At 66.0% G+C, this 22,506-nt stretch carries 18 protein-coding genes; 8 read left to right on the top strand and 10 right to left on the bottom strand.

The annotated features are described in order from the left end of the window. Positions 1-91: 91 nt before the first annotated feature. The 9 genes from mdoH to AB4Z44_RS13515 all read right to left on the bottom strand — a co-directional run bounded on the left by mdoH (position 92) and on the right by AB4Z44_RS13515 (position 9,944). Positions 92-2,095, bottom strand: coding sequence for a glucans biosynthesis glucosyltransferase MdoH (mdoH, locus tag AB4Z44_RS13555; RefSeq protein ID WP_404710226.1), 2,004 nt, complete (start codon positions 2,093-2,095; stop codon positions 92-94). A gap of 272 nt (positions 2,096-2,367) precedes the next feature. Then, on the bottom strand, positions 2,368-3,111 hold the full coding sequence (locus AB4Z44_RS13550) for a polysaccharide biosynthesis/export family protein (RefSeq protein WP_404710225.1): 744 nt from the start codon (positions 3,109-3,111) through the stop codon (positions 2,368-2,370). Beyond that, positions 3,069-3,479 carry a hypothetical protein gene (locus tag AB4Z44_RS13545; protein ID WP_404710224.1) on the bottom strand — a complete coding sequence of 137 codons (411 nt, stop codon included), beginning with the start codon at positions 3,477-3,479 and terminating at the stop codon, positions 3,069-3,071. Before AB4Z44_RS13545 ends, AB4Z44_RS13550 begins: the two co-directional genes overlap by 43 nt. Continuing rightward, positions 3,476-4,651, bottom strand: coding sequence for a hypothetical protein (locus AB4Z44_RS13540; RefSeq protein ID WP_404710223.1), 1,176 nt, complete (start codon positions 4,649-4,651; stop codon positions 3,476-3,478). The genes AB4Z44_RS13545 and AB4Z44_RS13540 overlap by 4 nt, the downstream gene beginning before the upstream one ends. 84 nt (positions 4,652-4,735) lie before the next feature. Next, positions 4,736-7,168: a TonB-dependent receptor domain-containing protein gene (locus AB4Z44_RS13535; protein WP_404710222.1), complete on the bottom strand. Its 2,433-nt coding sequence runs from the start codon at positions 7,166-7,168 to the stop codon at positions 4,736-4,738. Then, a complete protein-coding gene (locus tag AB4Z44_RS13530; RefSeq protein ID WP_404710221.1) occupies positions 7,165-8,112 on the bottom strand; it encodes a FecR family protein in 948 nt (315 codons plus the stop codon). Before AB4Z44_RS13530 ends, AB4Z44_RS13535 begins: the two co-directional genes overlap by 4 nt. A 30-nt stretch (positions 8,113-8,142) precedes the next feature. After that, positions 8,143-8,658: an RNA polymerase sigma factor gene (locus AB4Z44_RS13525; RefSeq protein ID WP_404710220.1), complete on the bottom strand. Its 516-nt coding sequence runs from the start codon at positions 8,656-8,658 to the stop codon at positions 8,143-8,145. A gap of 179 nt (positions 8,659-8,837) precedes the next feature. Beyond that, the gene (locus AB4Z44_RS13520) at positions 8,838-9,482 is read right to left on the bottom strand and encodes a hypothetical protein (RefSeq protein WP_404710219.1); all 645 of its coding nucleotides are present in this window, start codon (positions 9,480-9,482) and stop codon (positions 8,838-8,840) included. A 165-nt stretch (positions 9,483-9,647) separates the two neighbouring features. After that, entirely contained in the window at positions 9,648-9,944 is a 297-nt protein-coding gene (locus tag AB4Z44_RS13515; RefSeq protein WP_404710218.1) for a hypothetical protein, read from the bottom strand. Positions 9,945-10,144: 200 nt separating this feature from the next. On the opposite strand from AB4Z44_RS13515, the gene AB4Z44_RS13510 reads away from it, so the two are divergent. From AB4Z44_RS13510 to AB4Z44_RS13490, 5 genes are all read left to right on the top strand, one after another. Then, on the top strand, positions 10,145-10,855 hold the full coding sequence (locus tag AB4Z44_RS13510) for a response regulator (RefSeq protein WP_404710217.1): 711 nt from the start codon (positions 10,145-10,147) through the stop codon (positions 10,853-10,855). Beyond that, positions 10,852-12,174, top strand: a complete 1,323-nt coding sequence (locus AB4Z44_RS13505) for an ATP-binding protein (protein WP_404710216.1) — start codon at positions 10,852-10,854, stop codon at positions 12,172-12,174. The genes AB4Z44_RS13510 and AB4Z44_RS13505 overlap by 4 nt, the downstream gene beginning before the upstream one ends. A gap of 135 nt (positions 12,175-12,309) precedes the next feature. Further along, the gene (locus tag AB4Z44_RS13500) at positions 12,310-13,005 is read left to right on the top strand and encodes a carbonic anhydrase (protein ID WP_404710215.1); all 696 of its coding nucleotides are present in this window, start codon (positions 12,310-12,312) and stop codon (positions 13,003-13,005) included. Positions 13,006-13,016: 11 nt separating this feature from the next. Further along, entirely contained in the window at positions 13,017-14,519 is a 1,503-nt protein-coding gene (locus tag AB4Z44_RS13495; protein WP_404714232.1) for a SulP family inorganic anion transporter, read from the top strand. A 276-nt stretch (positions 14,520-14,795) separates the two neighbouring features. Beyond that, positions 14,796-15,605 carry a TorF family putative porin gene (locus AB4Z44_RS13490; RefSeq protein WP_404710214.1) on the top strand — a complete coding sequence of 270 codons (810 nt, stop codon included), beginning with the start codon at positions 14,796-14,798 and terminating at the stop codon, positions 15,603-15,605. Positions 15,606-15,639: 34 nt separating this feature from the next. On the opposite strand, the gene AB4Z44_RS13485 is transcribed toward AB4Z44_RS13490, so the two are convergent. Next, positions 15,640-16,548, bottom strand: a complete 909-nt coding sequence (locus AB4Z44_RS13485) for a LysR substrate-binding domain-containing protein (protein WP_404710213.1) — start codon at positions 16,546-16,548, stop codon at positions 15,640-15,642. A 192-nt stretch (positions 16,549-16,740) separates the two neighbouring features. On the opposite strand from AB4Z44_RS13485, the gene AB4Z44_RS13480 reads away from it, so the two are divergent. From AB4Z44_RS13480 to AB4Z44_RS13470, 3 genes are read left to right on the top strand one after another with little or no spacing between them, the layout of a single operon-like run. Further along, positions 16,741-19,938: an efflux RND transporter permease subunit gene (locus AB4Z44_RS13480; protein WP_404710212.1), complete on the top strand. Its 3,198-nt coding sequence runs from the start codon at positions 16,741-16,743 to the stop codon at positions 19,936-19,938. After that, positions 19,931-21,094: an efflux RND transporter periplasmic adaptor subunit gene (locus AB4Z44_RS13475; RefSeq protein ID WP_404710211.1), complete on the top strand. Its 1,164-nt coding sequence runs from the start codon at positions 19,931-19,933 to the stop codon at positions 21,092-21,094. The genes AB4Z44_RS13480 and AB4Z44_RS13475 overlap by 8 nt, the downstream gene beginning before the upstream one ends. Next, on the top strand, positions 21,081-22,496 hold the full coding sequence (locus AB4Z44_RS13470) for an efflux transporter outer membrane subunit (RefSeq protein ID WP_404710210.1): 1,416 nt from the start codon (positions 21,081-21,083) through the stop codon (positions 22,494-22,496). The genes AB4Z44_RS13475 and AB4Z44_RS13470 overlap by 14 nt, the downstream gene beginning before the upstream one ends. The last annotated feature ends 10 nt before the right edge of the window (positions 22,497-22,506 follow it).

Here is a 22,506-nt window from a genome sequence, read left to right as displayed (position 1 = left end):
GGAGGCGGGATCCATAAACTCCGAACCTTTGAGAATATGGATTAGCTTCGCTGGACCGCGTCTCCCGCCTTCGCGGGAATGACGGGTCGTTTTAGATCTTTCCCAAACTCGCCACATGCAGCGCGTCGAAACAGCGCCGTTCGCTCAGCGCCAGTTGCAGCTCGGCTGCTTTCAGTCGCACCCCCGTCTGGATCTTGCGCCCCAACGTCTCCCACACACGCGGCCGCACCCGTGTTTCGCGGCGGTGGCGCACGTAGAAGCCCGGATCGCGCAACACCTCTGCGATCGCGCGCGTTGGATCGGTGACATCGGGCAACATCGCGCGGAAATGCTCATCCCACATCGTCAGCGCCTTCACCACGTCGGGCGTCTCGATCTCTTCCGGGATCGCGAACAGGTTGCGCCGTGCCACTGACGGGAAGGTCAGGCTCGTCACCCGCGCGATCCAGATGCTCGCGGTGAAACCGCCGATGATCGGCGCGAACCACAGGATCAGGTCGGTCGGTCGCACCATCCCGCCCGACATGGCGGAGAGTAACACCTGCTGCGTCCAGGGCACCTGCGTGATCTGGTAGATCATGCCCAGCAGGCAGGCCACGCCGATCGCGCTGATCCAGCCGAAATGGCGCACGCACTGGTCCCACGGCAAAGGCTCGTCGCCGCGCTGCTGCGTGCCCCAGCTGATGCCCTTGCGCTTCAGCCACATCCACAGGAAGCGGCTGATGTAGACCATCATCAGCGGTGAGAAGAAGAACGAGAAGAGCGTTTCCAGCAGCACCGACCAGATCAGCTTGTCCTTGCCGCCGAACAGGCGCGCCTTGTCGCTGCGGATATGGATCAGGATCGCCAGCACGCGCGGCATGAACAGGAAGACGAGGCTCGAGATGAGCAGCATCAGCATCGGCATCTCGATCGTGCGCAAACTGCCGAGCGCGAGCACGCCGTAGCGCAGGAAATGGAGCATCCCGTAGGCCGATACGACCAGGAACACCGCCCATAGAGGCGCCGCGAAATAGCCCATCGATCCGTTGATGAAGGTCTCGCGGTGGATCGATCTCAGCCCGCGCAGGAAGACGAAGCGCAGATGCTGGAGATTGCCCTGCATCCAGCGCCGCTCGCGGATCAGGAAGGCGAGCAGGTTGGCGGGCATCTCCTCATAGCTGCCCTCCATGTCGGCGAGGAACCACACTTCGTAGCCCGCGCGCGCCATCATCGCGGATTCGACGATGTCGTGGCTCAGCGGTTTTCCGCCCCACGGCTTGGGGCCGGTCAGTTCGGGCAGCATGCAATGGCGCACGAACGGCGCCATCCGGATGATGGCGTTGTGCCCGATATAGCTCGCATTCCCCATGTACATGGCCTGCAAGCCATAGGAGAAAACCGAGCCATAGAGGCGCGCGCCGAATTGCTGCATCCGCCCGAACAGGCTGGTGCGCAGTACGGGCTTGGGATTGGTCTGGAGGATGCCGAGGCGGTCATTGCCCGCCATCATCCGCAGCAACGTAACGACGGCATCGCCGTCCATCACGCTGTCGGCGTCCATCACCAGCATGTAATCGTAATCGCCGCCCCAGCGCCGGCAGAAATCGGCGACATTGCCCATCTTGGCGTTCTGGTTGGTCGGCCGCCAGCGATAGAAGAAGCGCGCGTCGGGGAAGAGTTCGCGTAAGGCGTGAACCGCAGCCTCCTCGACGACCCGATATTCCGGCTGGCGGCTGTCGGAGAGCAGGAAGACGTCGAAATGCTGCGCAAAACGCGGGTGCTTCTGCGCGATCGATTCCCATGTCGCGGCAATGCCGGCGGCGACGCGATCGACCTCCTCATGATAGACCGGAAACAGGATCGCGACCTTCGTATCGGCCGGCGGATCGCAGGCGGTGCGCGCGGGATGCCACGGATTGCCCTCGGCCCCGCGCAGCATATGCCACGTGCCCAGCACCAGCTTGAAGAAATTCCCGGCGAGGAAGAAGGTCATGATGCCGTAGACGACCAGATAGATATGGCGCGTCAGATCGGGCATCTGCTGCGCCACCAGCAGCAGGTTCGAAAGGTAGAGGATACCGGCCGTCGCCGCGACGGTCAGCACCAGGGTCACGCGCTGGCGATATTCGACGACGCGCTGCCATCCGGCCGGCGGCGGGGAGGGGGGGCGTTCCCGCCGCCGGCCTGCACCGCCTCACGCAGATTGTCCTTCCAGGACAGGCGCAACACAGGCGGTGCAATCGAAATACGGTGAGGGGCCGGCTGCACCCCGGGTCGGTCATCGCGATCGAGCCGGGCGCGAAGATCCGCCCAATTCGCAATCCGCTGCGGCCCAGCCATGCCGCGGCCAAGATGGCGAAGATACGCATTGAAGAACTCCATGGTCTAGCGGAGCACCTGCGCCGGCAGGGTGACCTGGAACAGCAGCCCGATCACCTTCTGGACCGAGACCATCGCGGCATCGGCAACATAGACCAGATCGCCATTCTCGAGAGGGAATTGCTGCGCGGCAATCATGCCGGCAGGGCGGTTCCACGCGAAGTTGAACAGTACCGGACGCTTGCCGCTCTGGCGGCGCAGGACGAACACGGCATGATCGTTGGCGCTGTTGCCGTCGAGGCCCGATGCCTCGGCCAAAGCCTCGGTCAGCACCGGCTGCTGCGCGAAGCCGATCACGCCGTCGCGGCGCGTGCCGCCACCCATCATCGTGATCTTCACCGCCGGCGCCTTGCTGACGACGATGCGGTCGGCGGCATGGAGCGGGATCTGCTCCTCCAGCGCGTTAACGACCGGCAATTCGATCGGCGCCTGCTCTCCGCGCAGTACCGCGACGCGCACCGCCGAGCGATCCTTCGAAAGCTCGCCCTGCCCGAGCAAAGCATTGCCGTCGCCGAGCGACTGGGTCACCGCCTGTGCGAGCGTCAGCCCGGCGGGCGTCCAGGGGATCGTGCGCGGCTGGCCGATCGCACCGGTGACGAGCACGTCATGGCGCGGCGAGGCGGTGACCTTCACCGTCGCGGTCGGCCGCTGGAGGATGCGCAGCGCCGCATAGCGATGCGAGATGGTGGCCTGCGCCTGATCGGGGCTCAGCCCCGCCAGATCGATGCGGCCCGCGTACGGCAGTTGCACCGCACCATCGGCGCCGATCTGGAAGGTGCCGAGCGGGATCGTACCCGGATTGGCGACCGACAGGGGGCTTCCGGTGCCCGGCCAGGGGAAAAGCTCCAGATCGCCACATCCAGCACGTCGCCCGGCGCGATCTGGAACCCCGGCTCGGCCGGCGCCGCCCGCAACGCGGCCAGCGCGTGGTCGAGCGAGGCCTTGCCTTGCGCCAGCGCCACCTCGCGCGCCGCGGAGGCGACGTCGGGCGTGATGTCGACCACCTGAACATCGGGCGCCTTGCGCATGCTCGATGCCGAGGGACCGGTGCCCGGCAATGCCGCGCAACCGGCGAGGCCCAGCAACAGGGGCGCGGCCAGAAGGAAATGGCGGCTCATCGCAGCAGCCCCCAGAAGATCAGGCTGACGAAGAAGACGCCCCCGATCCACAGCAGACGACGCGGGCTTTCGGGCGTGCTCGGCGACGAGGGCGTGCTGATGACGTTCAGATAATAACGGTTCTTCTCGGCATTGGCCTGCGCATCCTGCAGCGCCAGGTTGGCCTGACCGAGCAACGTGATGTTGTTGTCGCGGCTGACGAGCAGTTTCTCATATTCGGACGAGGTGCGCGCGATCTCCGGGAAGTCGCGCTGCTTGCTCGCCATGTCGCCGCGCACCGATGCGATCGCGGTGCCGAGTGTCTCGGCCTGCGGATTGCCCGGGGTTGCGCGGGCGACGGCGTCGCGCTGCGATTTGAGCTCGGTCTCCTTCATCGCCAGGCTGTTCATCAGGGACAGGTTGGAAAGGTAGAGTTCCTTGGGATCGTAGGTGCCGGTGCGGCTGCGATAGGCGGCGAGCGCGGCCAGATCCTGCTTGAGCGCGCGTTCGACATTGGCCTTGCGCGCGACCGCGCTGCCGATGAAATCGCGCACCTGCTGATTGTTCATCGCGTCCATATGATGGATCGCATCGCCCAGCAGCGCGCGCGTTAGCGTCACGGCATAGGCCGGATCATAGGCATCGACATCGAGCGAGATGATCCCGCTCTTCTGGTCGACCGTGACTTCGACCTTGCGCTGGAAATAGCGCCACAGAGCGGCGTCGTTCGACCGGAAGAAGGTGGCGAGCCCGCCGAAGCGACTGACGAAATCACCCTGCTGGAAATTGCTGGCGAGTTTGAGCGGCGCCTCGACCTTCCGGAACGCATCCCACGAGGCGAAATAGCTCTTGAGGATGTAGCCGCCCTGCTCGGAACTGTCGCCCGAGGCGCCGGACAGCAGGGAGGACAGGCTCGGCCCGTTCTGCTTGGGGTTGAGCACGATCAACGACGCGCTGGAGGTGTAGACCGGCGCCGCGATCAGCCCGAAATAGAGGATCGACAGCAGGTTCGGGATCAGGACGAGCGCGAGGAAAAGCGGCCGGCGCAACAGGCCGGCGAGGAAGGACCGCTTTGCGGGCGCCTCCTGCTGGGGGGCGGGCTTGCTCGGGGCTTCGGGTGTGCGCGTGGTGAAGGGAAGCGGCTGCGCTCCATCGCGCGCCCGAAGCTGCGCGGCTCCGACAAATGGCTGCATCTGAGGATATCTCCTGATTTCCTCAGCATGACGGAGACGTAGGGGGGAACCTTTTTTGATCCTCCCCGCGCAGCGGGGAGGATTTTAGAACGCCGCGTCGAAGCCCAGCCGGAAGGTCCTCGGTCGCAACGGCGTGATCTGATCCCGCCCGATCGTAAAGGGCGTGCCGAGCGCGAAGCGGTTGCCGACGCTGTCGGTCAGGTTGGTCACCCCGAGCGACACACCCGTTGCCGGCGTGCCGACCCTCAGCGTGAGCGCGCTGTCGGTGTAATCGCCCTGCGCCTCGCCCAGCACCGGACCGATACCGAGCCGCGATTTGCCGACGTAGCGGCCCCAGCCGTTGAGGCGTAGTCCGATCCGGTCGGTCAATTTCTGCTGCCAGTCGAAGCCGACGCGCCCGGTGAAGCGGGCGACGTTGGGGATCCGGTTGACCGTTGCGAGGATCTGCGCGGCGGTTACGCTCGTGCCGGGAATCACCGTGCCGTCGAGCGGGATCAGCGCGACATAGCTTGCCGCCAGCGCCCGATAGGAGACGCTCGGCCTGGTCACGCGGCCGTCATTATAGGCGATCGAGGCGTCGAAGCGCAGGCCGTGGATCGGCTGCCAGCCGCCGCTCGCCGCAATCGACCAGATGCGGCCGTCGCCGATATTGTCGGTGCTGGGCAGGCCCGACGTGTCGAGGAAGTCGGCCTGGATGTTGCGCCACAAGGTATGCGACACGCTCATCGCGAAATCGAAACGGTCACGGCCGGGCACGCCATAGCGGAAGCCGGCTTCCTCAGTCGCGACCTGGTCGTTCTCGAACCGCCGCACGAAGCCGGCATCGATCGCCAGCCCGCCGGGACGGAAGCCCTGCTGGTAGCGCGCATAGAAGGTCAGGCCCGGCATTGCGGTGGCGACCAGCGCCAATGAAGGTAGCACGCTGGTCGTGTCGCGCGAGGCGATGACGTTCGCGCGCGCAACCGCTTCGAAGGTCGAGGCGGGCACGACCGCCTCGTTCGCCGCGCCGGAGAGCGCCGAATGCGAGACCCGGGCGCCACCCGACAGCGAGAGCCACGGCGCCAATCGGACGCTCGCCTCGCCATAGGCCGTAAGCTCGGTGACCCGATTCTCCACTCCCGTCACCGGTGCCGGCGTTCCGTCCGTGCCAAGCGCGCGGTTCAATGTGGTCTCGTTGTGCAGCACGCTGCCGCCGATCACCCAGCCGAAGCTGTCGCCCAGCGGCTGCCACAACCGTGCCTCGCTCGAGAAGAGCCGCGTGCGGTTATGCTGGACGAACACCTGCGGCGCCCCGCCCGGCGGGGTCGCATCGAAGCGCTCGTCCAGATCCTGTCCGACGAAACCGGTGGTCGATCGGAAATGGAGCCTGTCCCAATCCTTCGACACGACCAGCTCGCCCAGCCGATAGGCCGCGCTGAAATCCTCGTCGATCGGGCTCGATCGGGTCAGCCGGGGCGCGTCGCGATCGGCATATTGGCTATCGAGCCCGTCGGTATTCTGGATGATGCCGGTCAGGTCGATCGTCCAGCCGTCGCCGGGCGCGATCCGCAAAGTCGCGCGCCCGCCGGCGGTGTTGGTGCGGTTGATATTCTTTTTGTCGCGTAGCGGATTGTCGATGTAGCCCCCGTCGCTGATACCATAGCCGACCACGCGCAGGCCGATATGATCGTCCATCAGCGGCAGGTTGAGCATCGCGGAAAGATCGCCCCCGGCCGCGCCATGTTCGACGATCGTGCCGCCGGCGTCGATCGATCCGCTCGCCCGGCTCAAGCTCGGCGTGTTGGGCACGACGCGGATGATCCCGCCGAGCGATCCTGCGCCGTAAAGCGTACCCTGCGGCCCCTCCAGCACCTCGACCGAACCGACATCGTAGAGCCGCAGATCGGGATCGGGGGCGTTATAGGTGAGCCGGATATCGCCGAAATATTGTCCGACGGTCGCCTGGGTCGGTCCGGTGAAGCTCGAATTGGCGATGCCGCGGATGAAGAGCTTGTTGCGCCCCGCGCCGAGATGGGTCGAGGAGACGGTCGCGAGCCGCGACAGGATCGTGTTGGTGTCGGGCGGCCCGCTCAGCTTGAGATCGTCGCCGCTCAGCACCGAGACCGCGCCGGGGAAATCGCGGAGTCGCAGATCGCGCTTGCTGGCGGTGACGACGATCGTCACCGGCTCGGTCTCCGCGATCGGCGGGTTAGGGGGCGGCGCGGGGTGGACGATACGACGCGGTGCCGTGCGGATCCGCCAGCCGTCGCCAGCGACCCGCACCGCCTCGGCACCGCTGCCCGCAAGAAGCCGCTGCAAGGCAGCTTCGACCGTGAAGCGGCCCTTGAGCGCGGGGGTAGGGCGCTGCCACAGGCTCGAATTATCGACGACGACACTGATGCCTGCCTGCTGGCTGAGCCGCGTCACGACATCGCCGAGCCGGCCCGTCGGAAGGTCGAGCGCTTTCGTTGCCGTCGCCAGAACCGGCGCGGACGAAAAGCACGCGAACAGGACGCAGGCGACGGCCGGGCGGATCACGGCGAGGTGGTCAACCGCCAGCCTTGCCCGTCCTGCCGCGCGTGCAGACCCATCAGCGCGGCGAAGCGCGGCAATACGGCGGCTGCCCCGCCGTCAAGCCGGATCGCACCACGCACCGGGCGCTTGGCGATGCTCGGTGCGACATCGATCGTGACGCCCAAAGTTCGGCCGAGATCGGCTGCCGCGCTTGCGAGCGGCGTGCCGTCGAAGGTGAGTTGGCCGCGCGACCAGTCGCCGACGCTGTCGGGCATCACCTTGGAAATCTCGACGGTAACGGCATTGTCGGCGACCGCCAGCCGGTCGCCCGGCAGCAAACGGACGGCATTGCCGTTGCGCCCCCATTCGACCTCGCCCTCGGCGACGGTGACCCGCGTCGATGCAGGCTCCCGGACGATATCGAAGGCGGTGCCGATATCGGTGACGGTGGCGCCACCGACCGCGACCCGGAACGGATGCGATGCGTCGTGCCGGACGGCGAACAGCCCCTCGCCGCGTTCCAGCGTCAGCGATCGCGGGTCTTTGCCGTCAACCGCCAGCCGCGTGCCGCCATTGAGGATGACGACGCTGCCATCGGCGAGAGAAATCGTCCGGCGAATGCCTGGCGCGGTTTCGTAGATCTGCGGCGCGGGCGTGCGGTCCATTACTTGGAAGCCGATCACGGCGACCAGCGATGCAGCAATCGCCGTGCCCACCCACGGGCGCCAGCGCGGTCGCGACGGCATTTCCACGATTTGTCGCGCCTCGATCTCGGACGGTGCCGACGCCAGCAGCGCGACTGCGTCCGCCTCGGCCGTCGCCGCTGCATGATAAGCATCGGCATGGGCGGGATTCGCATCCAGCCACTGCGTGAATTCGTCCCAATCGCCGAAGGCGGGATCGTTGACGCGTACGACCCAGCCGATGGCTTCGGCATGGATTGGGTCGGATGGGCGATGGTCGGTCATAGCGTCGCACCCAAGACGGAGACGTTTCATTCAAACCTCATCGATCGTCTTTCTCAGATCGGTGAGGGCGCGCGTGGCCTTGCGCAGATCGCTTTCGACCGTGCTGAGGCTGACCCCGAGTTCGTGCGCGACATCGCGCTGGGGTATGCCGTCGAGCCGGTGACGGCGGAAAATGGTCTCGGTGCGGGCGCCCAGTGCGGCAAGCGCGGCGCGCACTTTGCCGAGCGTTTCGCGGCTGATCAGCACGCGCTCGCTGTCGGGGTCGTCCGAGCGATCAACGGTGCTTCCGCCGGTCGCCTCGATCCAGTTGCGGTCGCGCGCAATGGCCTGCCGTTCGGATCGATAACGATCGAGCATCAGGTTGTTGGCGGCGCGATAGAGGTAGGACAAAGGCTGCGCGATCGGGCCGGTTCGCGCATCGCGCACCTTGATCCACAATTCCTGGAGGAGGTCTTCGGCCGCTTCGCCCGCGCCATGGGATCGCAGGAATCCCAGCAGCTGCGGGCGATGCGCCAGAAAGACAGCCTCGAGGCCATCCGGGTCCATTCTATATCCCAGCCGTGCGCGCCGTCATGCGGCGCGCCCCATATGGGCATCGGGGTTTGGAATCCAGCGGCAGAACCGATTCACTGAACGGCTGATACACGCGCCCCCAAACAAAAATCCGCCCGCGTTACGGTGCGAACCGTGACGCGGGCGGCAGGCCTCTCACCTTGGGGTGACCTCTATCGGGCTGCGAGCTGGCTCCCGGCGAACTTGCCTGCACGGTGGTCGTCGATCGCCAGCAGGAGCCCGGCCGCTTCCGCCGCGGTGATCGCGGAGGTGATGTCGTGGCCAGTCGCGTCCTTCATCTTGAAGGCCCAGCTCTCGTTCGCACCCGGGCGATAGCGTGCCGCGATCTCGCGAACCTGCTTCTCGTTGAGCTCGAAGGCCATATGCTCGCCGAGGATACATTCGGTGATGTAGGTCTCGCTCAGCGGGCAGGCCTGCGTGCTCTGGCGCACGCTGCCCAGATCGACCTGCTGAAGCCCGCCGCCGGCCGAATAGTGGACCTGCCGGTAATCGCGCCGCTGCTGGCCGATATAACGCAGATCCTGGCGCACCTCGAACTTTGCCGCGCCGGTGCGACGATCGAGGGTGGCGGTCAGGTAATTGTCGTGCGTGTGGTTCTTGAGGCTGGTCCAGCCGGTGCGGTGCGCCTTCTCGGTCGAGAAAGTGACGTTGAACTCCAGCGGATCGTCCTTGACGACCGTCTTCTTCTGGAATGCTTCGGGCGACATCGTCAGCAGCGATTTGGGCAGCGAGACGTCGGCCGAAGCGACGGCGGGTACGCCGGCGCAAAGCAAGGCGGCGAGAATAAGGGAACGCATACGGATATCCTTTGAAGCAGAGATTCAGAGCGTCGAGGGCGGGTAACGTTCGCCTCAGGACGTCATCCCAGCGAAAGCTGGGATCTCAGGAGGATGTGAGCGCCCTCGTCTCTCCCGAGACCCCGGTCTTCGCCGGGATGACGGGAAAAGGGGGCGTGGGGTGCACTAGCGCGACGCCCGGATCGCGCCCGATCCGCTGGCGGCAGCGACCTCGGTCACGGTGCAATCGGCTTTGGGGAAAGCGTGCGTGCCGTAGCTGGGCAGCTTACCCGCAGGGATGCTGTGCATTGTCTTGCCGCAGGTCGCGGGCGTGGCGGCGATGGGGCGGAAGGCCTGATGCGGGCTGCGGCCGGCCAGCGCGCCGGCTTCGGCGCGGACATGGGTATCGCCCGGCGCGGCGCTGGCAGCGGCCGGCAGCAGCAAAGCGAGGGACGCTGCGGCCATCAAGAGGCTGCGGGACATGAAACTTACTCTCCATGAGGCGGGATGCCTCGACACCGGAAATATGATTGTCGAGTTGCTCGCGCTTCGCGGGATTGTAAGAAATCGTGTCTGGCCGGCGCCTCGCCTGCATTCGGCAGCGGGATCGCCTAAATGGCGTTCCCATGACACTAGGAGGACATGCTGATTTCAATGCCCGTTTCCATCAGGAATTGCCGACGATGACCGCGCCGTTGATCGTATTGGTCGAGGACGACCCCGCGCTCCGTACGCTGACCACACGCGCGCTGCAGGAAAATGGCTATGTCGTGCGCCCATGCGCGACCGCACCCGAAATGTGGCGCGCGCTGGAGGTCGGCCCCGTCGATCTTGTTCTGCTCGATATCATGCTGCCCGGCACGAGCGGGATCGATCTGTGTCGTGCCCTGCGGCGCGAGAGCGAGATCCCGATCATCTTCATCAGCGCCAAGGGCAGCGAGACCGATCGCGTGGTCGGGCTCGAACTGGGCGCCGACGATTATCTTGCCAAGCCGTTCGGCACGCGGGAACTGATCGCGCGGGTGCGGGCGGTGCTGCGGCGGGGCGGGGCCGAGAATCGGCAAGCCGGCCGGGGACAAGGCATCGTCGAGTTCGATGGCTTTACCCTGAGCCTGCCGCGGCGCGAACTGGTCTCGCCCGGCGGCGCGGTGATCGATTTGACGGGGGCGGAGCTCGATCTGCTGGTCGCCATGATCGATAATGCCCAGCGCGTGATCGCGCGCGAACGGCTGATCGAGCTGTCGCGCACGCGCATGGGCGACAGCTCGGATCGTTCGGTCGACGTGCTGGTCAGCCGGCTGCGTCGCAAGCTTTCGATCGCCGGCAAGGAAGCGCCGATCATCACCGTGCGCGGCGTCGGCTACATGCTGAATACCGAGGTGACGCGACGTTGAGGCAAAGCGGCATCGTGTCGATCGGCCTGTTCGGGCGGTTGCTGGCGATCCTGCTGCTGACGCTGGCGCTGGAATTCTTCGCCAGCACGATCCTCTACGAACGCTCCAGCCGTACGCTGATCCGCGATGACGAGGCGCACCGGCTGGCGGAGCATCTCGTCATCGCGCGCAAACTGATATCGGAACAGCCCTGGGCCGCGCGGCCGGCACTGGCGAGCCGGCTCACCACCAATCGCTACGACATCCATTGGGCCGGGACGACCCCGCCGCGGCCTTTGCAGGGCCTGCCGAGGGATGAAGCGTGGCAGCGCGTGGTGGAATGGGAGCCGAGCCTGCGCGACAGCGATCTCCATGTCCAGCTGACTGCAGTCGGGCGGCAGGCGCAATTGTTCGGCGCGCTCAAGCTGCCAGACTCCACCTGGCTGCGCTTTCGCGCGATCGAGCCTTATTATGAAAGCCAGCCGGGCTGGCACCGCATCCTGCTGGCGGTGCTTCCGGCCGCGGTGCTGCTGGTGGTGAGTTCGCTGCTGTTCGGCTGGACCTTGCGGCCGATGCGGATGCTGGTGCGTGCCTCCGATCGGGTGGGCAAGGGCGATCCCTCCCTGCCCGAAGCGGGGCCGGGCGAGGTCCGGCGGTTGATCCGTGCTTTCAACGCGATGCAGGCGCGCATCCACCGGCTGATCGCCGACCGTACGCAGGCGCTGGCGGCGGTGGGCCATGATCTGCGCACGCCGTTGGCGCGCATGCAATTGCGGACCGATGCGATCGCCGACGATGGCCTGCGCAGGGCGTTCGAGACCGACGTGGCGGAGATGGAGGCAATGGTCGGTTCGGTCCTGTCCTATCTCGCGGGCGATGAGGAGCCCGAGCCGCTGGTGCGAAGCGATGTCGCCGTGATGGCCGCCACGATCGTGGATAATGCTGCCGATCATGGCGGCGAGGTCACCTATGTCGGTGACGATCATCTGGAGGCTTCGATCCGCCCGATCAGCGTGAAGCGGGCGATCGGCAACCTCATCGAGAACGCGCTCCATTATGGCCAGCGCGCGCGGGTGTCGGTCTTTGCCGATGGTACGTGGCTGATCATCCGGGTCGACGACGATGGCCCCGGCATTCCCGAGGACCGGCTGGAGGAAGTGCTCCATCCCTTCTCGCGGCTCGATCCGGCGCGGAGCCGCAACACGAAGGGGATCGGGCTGGGGCTGGCGATCGTGCAGCGGACGGCGGATGCGCACGAGGGAGAGATCGTGCTGTCAAACCGCCCCGAAGGCGGGCTGCGGGCTGATTTGAGGTTGCCGCTCCAAAACCCCCTCGTATGAGAGAGGTAGTCAGGTAAGCTCGGTCGGGCCCCGCCCCAGCAACCATTTCTTACAGAAGCGCTGCGCCGCAGCAAAACGCGATCCTTATGTCCTGCATCGGGTGCAGTTTGGCACCTGTATGTCAGGAGTATTACCATGAACGAACTGATCGGCCGCGTCCTTCGGTTCGAGAAGGAAGTCTATTCCACCCGCAGCGAGCTGTACGGCCAGCTTTCCAGCCGCGGCCAGTCGCCCAAGGCGCTGATGATATCGTGCGCGGATTCGCGGATCGTGCCCGAGCATGTGATGCAGGCCGAGCCAGGCGATCTTTTCGTCTGTCGTAACGCCGGCAACATCGTGCCGCCCTTCGCGCAGATGAACGGCGGTGTATCGTCGACCGTCGAATATGCCGTCGCGGCGCTGGGCGTGCGCGACATCATCATCTGCGGGCATTCCGATTGCGGGGCGATGAAGGCGGTCGCCGATCCGCATTGCGTGCATGACATGCCCAATGTCGCCGCCTGGCTGCGCCATTCCAGCGCCGCGCATCGCGTCGTGCGCGATGCCTATCCCGATCTGGGCAATGGCGATCTGGTGCGCGCGATCAGCATGGAGAATGTCGTCGCCCAGTTGTCGCACCTGCGCACCCACCCGACGGTGGCGGCAGGCGTCGCGCGGGGCGAGATCTCGCTCCACGGCTGGTTCGTCGATATCCATGCGGGCCAGATCCTCGCGCTCGATGGCGAGACCGGCCAATTCGTGCCGGTGCAGGAGGGCGTGAAGTTGCCCATCGCGCAGCCCGCCGAGCGTCGCATCGCCGCCGATTTCTCCTTTGCCGTGGCGGCCGAGTGATGAGTAGCGCGTTGCTGGAACGCCTGCGCGGAGGCGGTATCCGCGATTTCACTGCGTCGATCGTGGTCTTCCTCGTCGCGATGCCGCTCTGCATGGGCATCGCGATCGCGTCCGGCGTGCCCCCCGAAAAGGGGCTGGTGACCGGGATCATCGGTGGCCTCGTGGTCGGTCTGCTCGCCGGATCGCCGCTGCAGGTCAGCGGCCCCGCCGCCGGCCTGGCGGTGATCGTGTTCGAGCTCGTGCGCGATCATGGCGCCTCGGCGCTCGGGCCGATTCTTGCCCTGGCCGGTTTGATCCAGTTCGTGGCGGGCATCTTCAAGCTCGGCGGCTGGTTCCGCGCCATCTCGCCGGCGGTGGTTCACGGCATGCTCGCCGGCATCGGTGTGCTGATCGTGGTCGGCCAGTTCCACGTCTTGTTCGACGCTAAGCCGCTCGCGAGCGGGCTTGAGAATCTGTCGGCGATGCCCGGCCGTCTGCTCGGCCTGTCGCCCGGCGACTTTTCGGGCGCCGAACGCGCGCTGGCGCTTGGCCTGCTGACCATCGGCGCAATGCTGGTGTGGGAGAAATTCCGTCCGGCCTCGCTGCGGCTCGTTCCCGGCGCGCTCGTCGGTGTCGTATCCGCGACCTTGGTGGCGTCGTTCGGCGGGCTGGAAGTGGCCCGCGTCATGGTGCCGAGCAACATCCTCAACGCGATCGACGTGCCCGACAGCGGGCTGGTCGCCAAGCTACTCGATCCGTCGATCTACGCCACCGCGCTCGCGATCGCCTTCATCGCCAGTGCCGAGACCCTGCTGTCGGCAGCCGCGGTCGATCGCATGCACGATGGGGTCCGCACCAATTACGACAAGGAATTGCGCGCGCAGGGCGTCGGCAACCTGCTCTGCGGCATGGTCGGTGCGCTGCCGATGACCGGCGTGATCGTGCGTTCGTCGGCCAATGTGCAGGCCGGCGCCACCTCACGCCTGTCGACGATCCTGCACGGCGCGTGGATTCTCGGCTTCGTGGCATTGCTGCCGTGGCTGCTGCGCGAGATTCCGATGGCGGCCCTGGCCGGCATCCTCGTCGTGACCGGTTGGCGGCTCGTAAGCCTGACGCATGTCACCCACCTGTTCCATCGCTATGGCGTTTTGCCTGCTTTGATCTGGGCGGCGACGCTGATCACCGTCGTGGTGGAGGACCTGTTGACCGGCGTGCTGGTCGGGCTGGGCTTGTCTCTGCTGGAACTGGTGCCGCACATCCGCCGGCTTGGCCTTGGCGTAAATCACCGGAACGAGGGCGACGCGGCGCATCTCGCGCTCGATGGGTCGGCGACCTTCGTCACCCTGCCCAAGCTGACCAACGCGCTTGATTCGATCCCACACGGCAAGGCGGTGACGGTGGACGTCGGCCGCCTCAAGGCGATCGACCATACCAGTGCGGAAATGCTCAACGACTGGCTCCAGCGGCGTCGCGCGACCGGTATCCGGGTCGATCTGGCGGGTGGCGTGAAGCATCTGCGCGGGCTGGCGGCGTAACGCGAAAAGCCCCTCCCCTCGGGGAGGGGTTGGGGGAGGGCCGTGCGTCCGGACGAAATGTCCCGCTCTTATCTCTACTTCGGCCCTCTCCCCTGAAGGGGAGAGGGCTTTCCCCAGCAACATTTCCTTACGTGCGGGACACCGTTCCGCAGCGCGATCCCGTCACAAAAGCGCGTCCGGATCGACCGTCTCCACCATCGGCTTTCCCCTTCGCCGATGGGCAGAGAGACGGCGATCCGGACGCAGGGAGAATGTTCACCGCAAAGGGAATATTCCATGACACCAAAGCCGATCATGATCCTCGCCGCCGCTCTGCTGGCCACGCCGGCATTGGCTGCCGAGGACGCGCCGAAGCCGTTCACCGTTTCGGGCTCGGCCGCGCTCGTATCCGATTATCGTTTCCGCGGCGTCTCGCAGAGCGACAAGCATATGGCGGTCCAAGGCGGTCTTACCGTCACGCATTCGAGCGGCGTGTACGCATCGGTATGGGGCTCCAATCTTGCCGGCTGGGGCACGTTCGGCGGATCGAACATGGAACTCGATCTGGTCGGCGGCTATAAATTGCCGATCGGCGGCGGCACGTTCGATGCCGGGCTGACCTGGTACATGTATCCGGGCGGCGCCTCGAACACCGATTTTGCCGAACCCTATATCAAATATTCGGCAACCTTCGGTCCGGCCAGCGTATTGGCCGGCGTTGCCTACGCGCCGAAGCAGCAGGCGCTCGGGAACTATTCGGCGCTGCCCAACAGCCGCGGGCAGAAGGAGGACAATCTCTACGTCTGGAGCGATGCCAGCGCCGGCATTCCCGGCACGCCGCTCACCGCCAAGGCCCATATCGGCTATTCGCATGGCAATCCTGGGCTCGGCCCCAACGGCACCAGCGTCGCGCCGACGGGCGAGTATTTCGATTGGATGCTGGGGGCTGATCTGGTGCTCGGGCCGGTGACCCTGGGCGTCGCTTACGTCGATACCGACATCACGATGCGCGAGGCGGCCTATCTGCAGCCCAATTTTAGTTCGACGAAGAATGGATCTTCGATCGCCGGCAGCAAGGTGGTGTTCTCGGTCGGGGCGAGCTTCTGACTTTTTCCTCCCCGGGATTTCTCGGGGAGGATTTTCAGGCAGCGACCGCCGCCACGCACTCGCGCTGGATCAGGTCGAGGAAATTCAGACACGGTATCTTCGACGCCGATTTGAGGTGGAGCAGCCACAAGGCGCTGCGGGCGCCCTCGTCCGAAAGCGGCCGATAGACCAGATTCGCCGCCTGCAGCGCGCACAGCGACTCCGCCACGATCGTGAGCCCCACGCCGGCGGCGACGAGCCCGAACAAGGTCGAGACTTCGCGCACGTCCTGGGCAACTTCGGGCTCGACTCCGGCGGCGCGGAACAGCTTGAACAACTCGTCGGTAAACCCCCCGGCCAGATCGCGTGTGTAGAAGACCAATGGCTCGCGCCGCAGATCGGTCAGCGAAAGGGTGGTGCGCTCAGCCAGCCGATGATCGGGGCGCAAAGCGACCACCAGTCGCTCTTCCAGCAATGGTATCGCCCGGATCTCCGGCGTCACGGTAGGCCGGGAGAAGCTGCGCGTGATGCCGACGTCGATCGTGCCGTCCGCGAGCGCGCGCAATTGCGCGTCCCACGGCAGTTCGGACAGGGTCAGGTGGACGTGCGGCCAGCCCTGGCGGAAATCGAAGATCGCGCGCGCGACCCGCGACACGAACGGCGCTGATGCGTTGAAGCCGATCACCAGTTCGCCGACCTCGCCGCGGGCGGCGCGGCGCGCCACGGTCACCGCGCGCTCGGCCTGCGCCACCGTCGCGCGCGCCTCGGCCAGGAACAGGATACCGACGTCGGTCAGTGTGACGTTGCGGCTGCTGCGATCGAACAGTCGAACGCCCAACTCCTCCTCGAGCGCGTGGATCTGATGGCTCAGCGGAGGCTGTGAGATACCAAGCCGTGCCGCCGCCTTGCCGAAATGGAGCTCCTCGGCAACGCCGATGAAGTAGCGGAGGTGACGCAATTCCATAGATTGATACCTAATCGCTATCGATCGTGCCGCAAATGATATTGGACAGGATTGATGCTGCGGCGCAACAGCCCCGCTCTCAAAAGGACCGGCAGGCACCATATTTCCTGTGTTCCTCTATCTCGACCAACACCTGAAGCTGCTATCGGCCACCCCCAAATCGACCGTTCGCAGTTGCCGGAGATCTGACGCATGATCGGCATCGTTCGGATCGCGCTTGCGCGGCCCCTGACCTTCATCGTGATGGCGATCGTGATCCTGATCGGTGGCGTGCTCGCGGCAATCCGAACGCCGGTCGATATCTTCCCCGAGATCGGCGTGCCGGTCATCGCGGTCGCGTGGCAATATCAGGGCCTTGCGCCCGACGACATGGTCGGCCGCATCATCACGCCCTACGAGAAGGTGCTGACCACCACGGTCAACGATATCGAGCATGTCGAGAGCCAGTCGCTGCCTGGCATCGGCATCGTGAAGATCTATTTCCAGCCCGGTGCCGACATCCGCACCGCGACCGCGCAGGTCACCTCGGTCTCGCAGACCGTGCTCAAGCAGCTGCCGCCCGGCATCACCCCGCCGCTGATCCTGAACTACAATGCTGCGACCGTGCCGATCATCCAGCTCGCCATGTCCGGCAAGGGATTGAGCGAGGCGCAGATCTTCGATCTCGGGCAGAATCAGGTCCGCCCGGTGCTGACGACGGTTCCCGGCGCGGCCGTGCCCTATCCCTCCGGCGGGCGGCAGCGCCAGATCCAGATCGATCTCGATCCGCAGGCGCTCCAATCGAAGGGGCTGTCGGCGCAGGATATCGGCAATGTGATCGCCGCGCAGACCCAGATCAACCCGGCCGGCTTCGCCAAGATCGGCACGTTCCAATACAATGTCCGCCTCAACAACGCGCCGGGCTCGATCGACGATCTCAACAACCTGCCGGTCAAGGTGGTCAACGGCGCCACGATCAAGATCAGCGACGTGGCCCACGTCCGCGACGGATCCGCGCCGCAGCTCAATGTCGTGCACGTCGACGGTTCGCGCTCGGCCCTGCTGACCGTGCTCAAGAATGGCGCGACTTCGACGCTCACGATCGTCCAGGACGTCAAGGATGCGCTGCCCAAGATCCAGGCGTCGCTGCCTTCGTCGCTCAAGATCGTGCCGCTCGCCGATCAGTCGCTGTTCGTGAAGGCGGCGGTCGAAGGCGTCGTCAAGGAAGGCGCGATCGCCGCGATCCTCACCAGCCTGATGATCCTTCTCTTTCTCGGCTCGTGGCGCTCCACCGTGATCATTGCGATCTCGATCCCGCTGGCGGTGCTGGCGGCGATCGTGGCGCTGTCCGCGACCGGCAACACGCTCAACATCATGACGTTGGGCGGGCTTAGCCTGGCCGTCGGCATTCTCGTCGACGATGCGACGGTGACGATCGAGAACATCAACTGGCATCTCGAGCAGGGCAAAGGCGTGATCCAGTCGATCCTGGACGGCGCGGCGCAGATCGTGACCCCGGCCTTCGTCTCCTTGCTCTGCATCTGTATCGTGTTCGTGCCAATGTTCGCGCTGCCGGGCATTGCCGGCTTCCTGTTCGTGCCGCTGGCGATGAGCGTCATCTTCGCGATGATCGCGTCGTTCATCCTGTCGCGCACGCTGGTGCCGACGATGGCGATGTATCTGCTCAAGCCGCATGCCGGTCATGCCCACGAGTTGGATCGGCCGGCGTCGCGCAATCCGCTGGTGCGCTTCCAGCGCGGGTTCGAGTATCGCTTCGAGCGGATCCGCACCGGCTATGGCGCGTTGCTCGCACGCGCGCTTGCCGCCGGCCGGCCATTCCTCCTCGGCTTCCTCGCCGTGGTTGCGCTGTCCTTCCTGCTCGTGCCGTTCCTCGGCGAGAATTTCTTCCCGGCGGTCGATGCAGGCCAGATCACGATGCACGTGCGCGCGCCGATCGGGTCGCGGATCGAGGATACGTCGGCCGAGTTCGATCGCATCGCACGCAAGATCCGGCAGGTCATCCCGCGCGATCAGCTCGTCTCGGTGGTCGACAATATCGGCCTTCCGGTCAGCTCGATCAACACGGTGTACAACAACTCGGGCACGGTCGGGCCGCAGGACGGCGATATCCTGATCCAGCTCTCCGAGGATCATGCGCCGACGGCCGATTATGTACGCAAGCTGCGTGAACAATTGCCCAAGGCGTTCCCCGGTACGACCTTTTCGTTCCTGCCGGCCGACATCACCAGCCAGATCCTGAACTTCGGCGCACCTGCGCCGATCGATATCCAGGTGGCTGGCCGTGACGCTGCGACCAATGACGTGATCGCGCACAAGATCCTGCGGCAGATCACCCGGATTCCGGGTGTCGCCGATGCGCGTATCCAGCAATCGTCGCATTATCCGCAGCTCAACGTCGATGTGGACCGCAACCGCATCGGCCAGTTCGGGCTGACCGAGCGCGACGTCACCAACGCGGTCGGCAATTCGCTCGCCGGCACCATCCAGACCGCGCCGGTCTATTATCTCGATCCGAAGAATGGCGTGTCCTACACGCTCGTCGCGCAGACGCCCGAATATCGCGTCGGCTCGATCAGCGATCTCGCGAACACGCCGGTGAGCGGCACGGGCAGCCAGGCGCCGCAGATCCTCGGCGGGCTCAGCACGATCACGCGCGGCAACAGCACGGCGGTCGCCTCGCACTACAACCTCGCGCCGGTGGTCGACATCTTCGCCACCACCAACAAACGCGATCTCGGCGCGGTGGCGGGCGATATCAAGAAGGTGCTGGCCGATGCGCAGGCGCATGCGCCCAAGGGCGTCACGATCACGCTCCGGGGCCAGTATGTGACGATGAAGAGCGCCTTCTCGGGGCTTTTCTTTGGTCTGATCGCGGCGATCGTGCTGATCTATCTGCTGATCGTGGTCAATTTCCAGAGCTGGCTGGATCCGTTCGTGATCATCACCGCGCTGCCGGGCGCGGTCGCCGGCATCATCTGGATGCTGTTCATCACCGGCACGACATTGTCCGTGCCGGCGCTGACCGGGGCGATCATGTGCATGGGCGTGGCGACCGCCAACTCGATCCTCGTGGTCAGCTTTGCGCGCGAACGGCTTGCCGCGCATGGCGAGGCGGCCAAGGCCGCGCTGGAGGCGGGCATGACGCGCTTCCGCCCGGTGCTGATGACCGCGCTCGCAATGATCATCGGCATGCTGCCGATGGCGATGGGCTTCGGCGAGGGCGGCGAGCAGAATGCGCCGCTCGGCCGCGCCGTCATCGGCGGGCTGATCGTCGCCACCTTCGCCACTTTGATGTTCGTGCCCGTGATCTTCAGCCTCGCGCACAAGCGCGATGCGGAACGCAAGTCTGTGCGCGCCGATCTGGCGGCACTGGAGGAAGCCCATGTCTGATAGCCCGTCCACCTTTCCGGTCCGCACGGTCGGCCTGATCGCGGGCGTCTGTGCCGTCGCGATCGTCGCGATCGGCATCGGCACCCGCTATCGCAACGAGCATCAGCTCGCGACCTGGACCGACGCGCAGGCGACAACCGTGGTCGCAGTGGTCAAGCCACAGGCGATCCAGGGCGGCCAGTCGCTGACCCTTCCCGGCGATCTGCGCGCGCTGAACAATGCCCCGATCTATCCACGCACCAACGGCTATGTCCGCAAATGGCTGGTCGACATCGGCGATCCCGTCCGCGCCGGGCAGGTGCTCGGCATCATCGATGCGCCCGAAGTGGATCAGCAGGTTTCGGCGGCGCGGGCCGATCTCCAGACGGCCAGGGCCAACCAGGCGCTCGCCAAATCGACAGCGGCACGCTGGTCGACCATGCTCGCCAAGGACGCGGTGTCGCGGCAGGAGGCGGACGAGAAAGCCGGCGATCTCGCCGCCAAGACCGCGATCACCAATGCCGCCAGCGCCAACCTGCTGCGGCTTCAGGCGACGCAGGGCTTCACCCGGCTGGTCGCCCCGTTCTCGGGCGTCGTGACGACGCGCGCGGCCGAGGTCGGTCAGCTCGTCAATGCCGGCAGCGCCGGGACCCCGCCCTTGTTCACCGTGGCGGACGTATCACGCATGCGCATCTATGTGCGCGTGCCGCAATCCTACTCGGCGCAGGTCCATCAGGGCATGCACGCCGCGCTGACCCTACCCGAATATCCTGGCCGCAAGTTCGACGCGACCCTCACCCGGCTGGCAGGCGCGGTCGATCCGCAATCGGGCACGATGCTGGTCGAGCTGCAGGCGCCCAACGGCGATCGCGCGCTCAAGCCGGGGGCTTATTCGCAGGTGATCTTCCCGCTCGCCGGCCTCTCGACCAGCGTGACCGTACCGGCGAGCGCGCTGATCGTCGGCGCGGACGGCACCAAGGTCGCGGTTATCGGCCCCGACGGCAAGGCGCAGCTGCGTACCGTCCGCGTCGGCCGCGACATGGGCAACACCGTCGAGGTCACCGCTGGTGTCACCACCGCCGATCGCGTGATCAACAGTCCGCCCAACTCGCTCCAGACGGGCGATGTCGTCCATGTCGCCGGCGACACCAAGGGAGCGGCGGATGCGCATAGCTAGACTGATTGCGCTGGCGTGCGGCACGGCGCTGACCGGCTGCTCGCTCGCGCCGCATTACGCGCCGCCGCAGGTTGCACCGCCCGCGGCCTATAAGGAAAGCGGCCCGTGGCAATCTGCGGCCGCGACGCCCTTGCCGGCGGGTAGATGGTGGGAGGCGTTTGGCGACCAGACGCTGAACGCGCTCGAGACCAGGATCGAGACCGACAATCCGAACCTTGCCGCCGCAGCGGCGCGCTATCAGGAAGCGACCGGGTTGCTTCGCCAGTCGGGCGCGGCCTTGTTGCCCGAAGTGGACGTCAGTGCCGCGGGCGAACGCGCACGCGTGTCGGCCAATCGACCGCTCAGCGCGGGCAACGCGGTACGCTACAATGTCGTGACGCTCGGCCCCTCGCTGTCGTACGAAATCGATCTGTTCGGCCGGGTGCGCAATTCGATCGCGTCGGCCTCGGCCGACGCGCAGGCGAGTGCCGCCGATGTCGCCGCGATCCGTCTCGGCCTCCAGGCGTCGCTCGCTTCGGCCTATTTCAATCTGCGCGGCCTGGACGCGCGCACGGCTTTGCTAAACCAGACGGTCGCGGCCTATCAACGCGCGTTCGACCTGACCGATACACGGCATAGCGGCGGGATCGCATCGGGCATCGATGTCAGCCGCTCGCAATCGCAGCTATCGAGCGCGCGGGCGGAATTGTCCGCGGTCGCAGCCGATCGCGCCAAGGCCGAACATGCGATCGCGGTGCTGATCGGCGCCAATCCGTCGAGCTTTGGGCTCGCGGCGTCCGACGGTCTCGTCCAGCCGCCTGCCATTCCTGCCGGCGTGCCTTCGACCCTGCTCGAGCGGCGCCCCGACATCGCTGCGGCCGAACGGCGCGTGGCCGCAGCCAATGCCCGCATCGGCGTGGCCCGCGCGGCCTTGTATCCGGATATCACGCTGGGCGCCGGTGCGGGTTTTCAGTCGACCACCAGCTCGATCCTGAGCGCGGCGAGCGGATTCTGGGCGCTCGGGCCGCTTTCCGCCGCCATGGCGGTGTTCGATGGCGGCAAGCGTCGGGCCGGCGTCCATATCGCGCGTGCCGAATATGATGAGATCGCCGCCAATTATCGCTCGACCGTGCTGACCGCCTTCCGCGAGGTCGAGGACGATCTGGCGCTGTCGCGCTACCTCGCCCAACAGGAGCGCGACCAGCAGGACGCGGCCACCGCGGCCGAACGCACCCGCGATCTGGCGCTCACCCGCTATCGCGATGGCGCGTCGGACTATCTGGATGTGGTGACGGCGCAGACCGCCGCACTCGATGCAGAGCGGGCATTGCTCGATCTGCGCACGCGGCGGATGCTGACGGCGGCGGATATCGTGCGCGCGATCGGCGGGTCGGCGGAGGAGCGCCCGACCGCCAATCCGTGAGGCGCGGTTA

The sequence above is a fragment of the Sphingomonas sp. MMS24-J13 genome (assembly GCF_044905095.1).
Lineage (GTDB): Bacteria > Pseudomonadota > Alphaproteobacteria > Sphingomonadales > Sphingomonadaceae > Sphingomonas_I.
The sequence above is the reverse complement of the archived record's forward strand: the minus strand, read 5'-3'. Positions and strand labels throughout refer to the sequence as shown.

Excerpts from the sequence above, each read along its gene's own strand:
- AB4Z44_RS13540 (WP_404710223.1), bottom strand. The coding sequence starts at position 4,651 with ATGCAGCCATTTGTCGGAGCCGCGCAGCTTCGGGCGCGCGATGGAGCG.
- AB4Z44_RS13515 (WP_404710218.1), bottom strand. The coding sequence starts at position 9,944 with ATGTCCCGCAGCCTCTTGATGGCCGCAGCGTCCCTCGCTTTGCTGCTG.
- AB4Z44_RS13525 (WP_404710220.1), bottom strand. The coding sequence starts at position 8,658 with ATGGACCCGGATGGCCTCGAGGCTGTCTTTCTGGCGCATCGCCCGCAG.
- AB4Z44_RS13485 (WP_404710213.1), bottom strand. The coding sequence starts at position 16,548 with ATGGAATTGCGTCACCTCCGCTACTTCATCGGCGTTGCCGAGGAGCTC.
- AB4Z44_RS13475 (WP_404710211.1), top strand. The coding sequence starts at position 19,931 with ATGTCTGATAGCCCGTCCACCTTTCCGGTCCGCACGGTCGGCCTGATC.
- AB4Z44_RS13480 (WP_404710212.1), top strand. The coding sequence starts at position 16,741 with ATGATCGGCATCGTTCGGATCGCGCTTGCGCGGCCCCTGACCTTCATC.
- AB4Z44_RS13470 (WP_404710210.1), top strand. The coding sequence starts at position 21,081 with ATGCGCATAGCTAGACTGATTGCGCTGGCGTGCGGCACGGCGCTGACC.
- AB4Z44_RS13510 (WP_404710217.1), top strand. The coding sequence starts at position 10,145 with ATGACCGCGCCGTTGATCGTATTGGTCGAGGACGACCCCGCGCTCCGT.
- AB4Z44_RS13500 (WP_404710215.1), top strand. The coding sequence starts at position 12,310 with ATGAACGAACTGATCGGCCGCGTCCTTCGGTTCGAGAAGGAAGTCTAT.
- AB4Z44_RS13490 (WP_404710214.1), top strand. The coding sequence starts at position 14,796 with ATGACACCAAAGCCGATCATGATCCTCGCCGCCGCTCTGCTGGCCACG.
- AB4Z44_RS13520 (WP_404710219.1), bottom strand. The coding sequence starts at position 9,482 with ATGCGTTCCCTTATTCTCGCCGCCTTGCTTTGCGCCGGCGTACCCGCC.
- AB4Z44_RS13530 (WP_404710221.1), bottom strand. The coding sequence starts at position 8,112 with ATGACCGACCATCGCCCATCCGACCCAATCCATGCCGAAGCCATCGGC.
- AB4Z44_RS13545 (WP_404710224.1), bottom strand. The coding sequence starts at position 3,479 with ATGAGCCGCCATTTCCTTCTGGCCGCGCCCCTGTTGCTGGGCCTCGCC.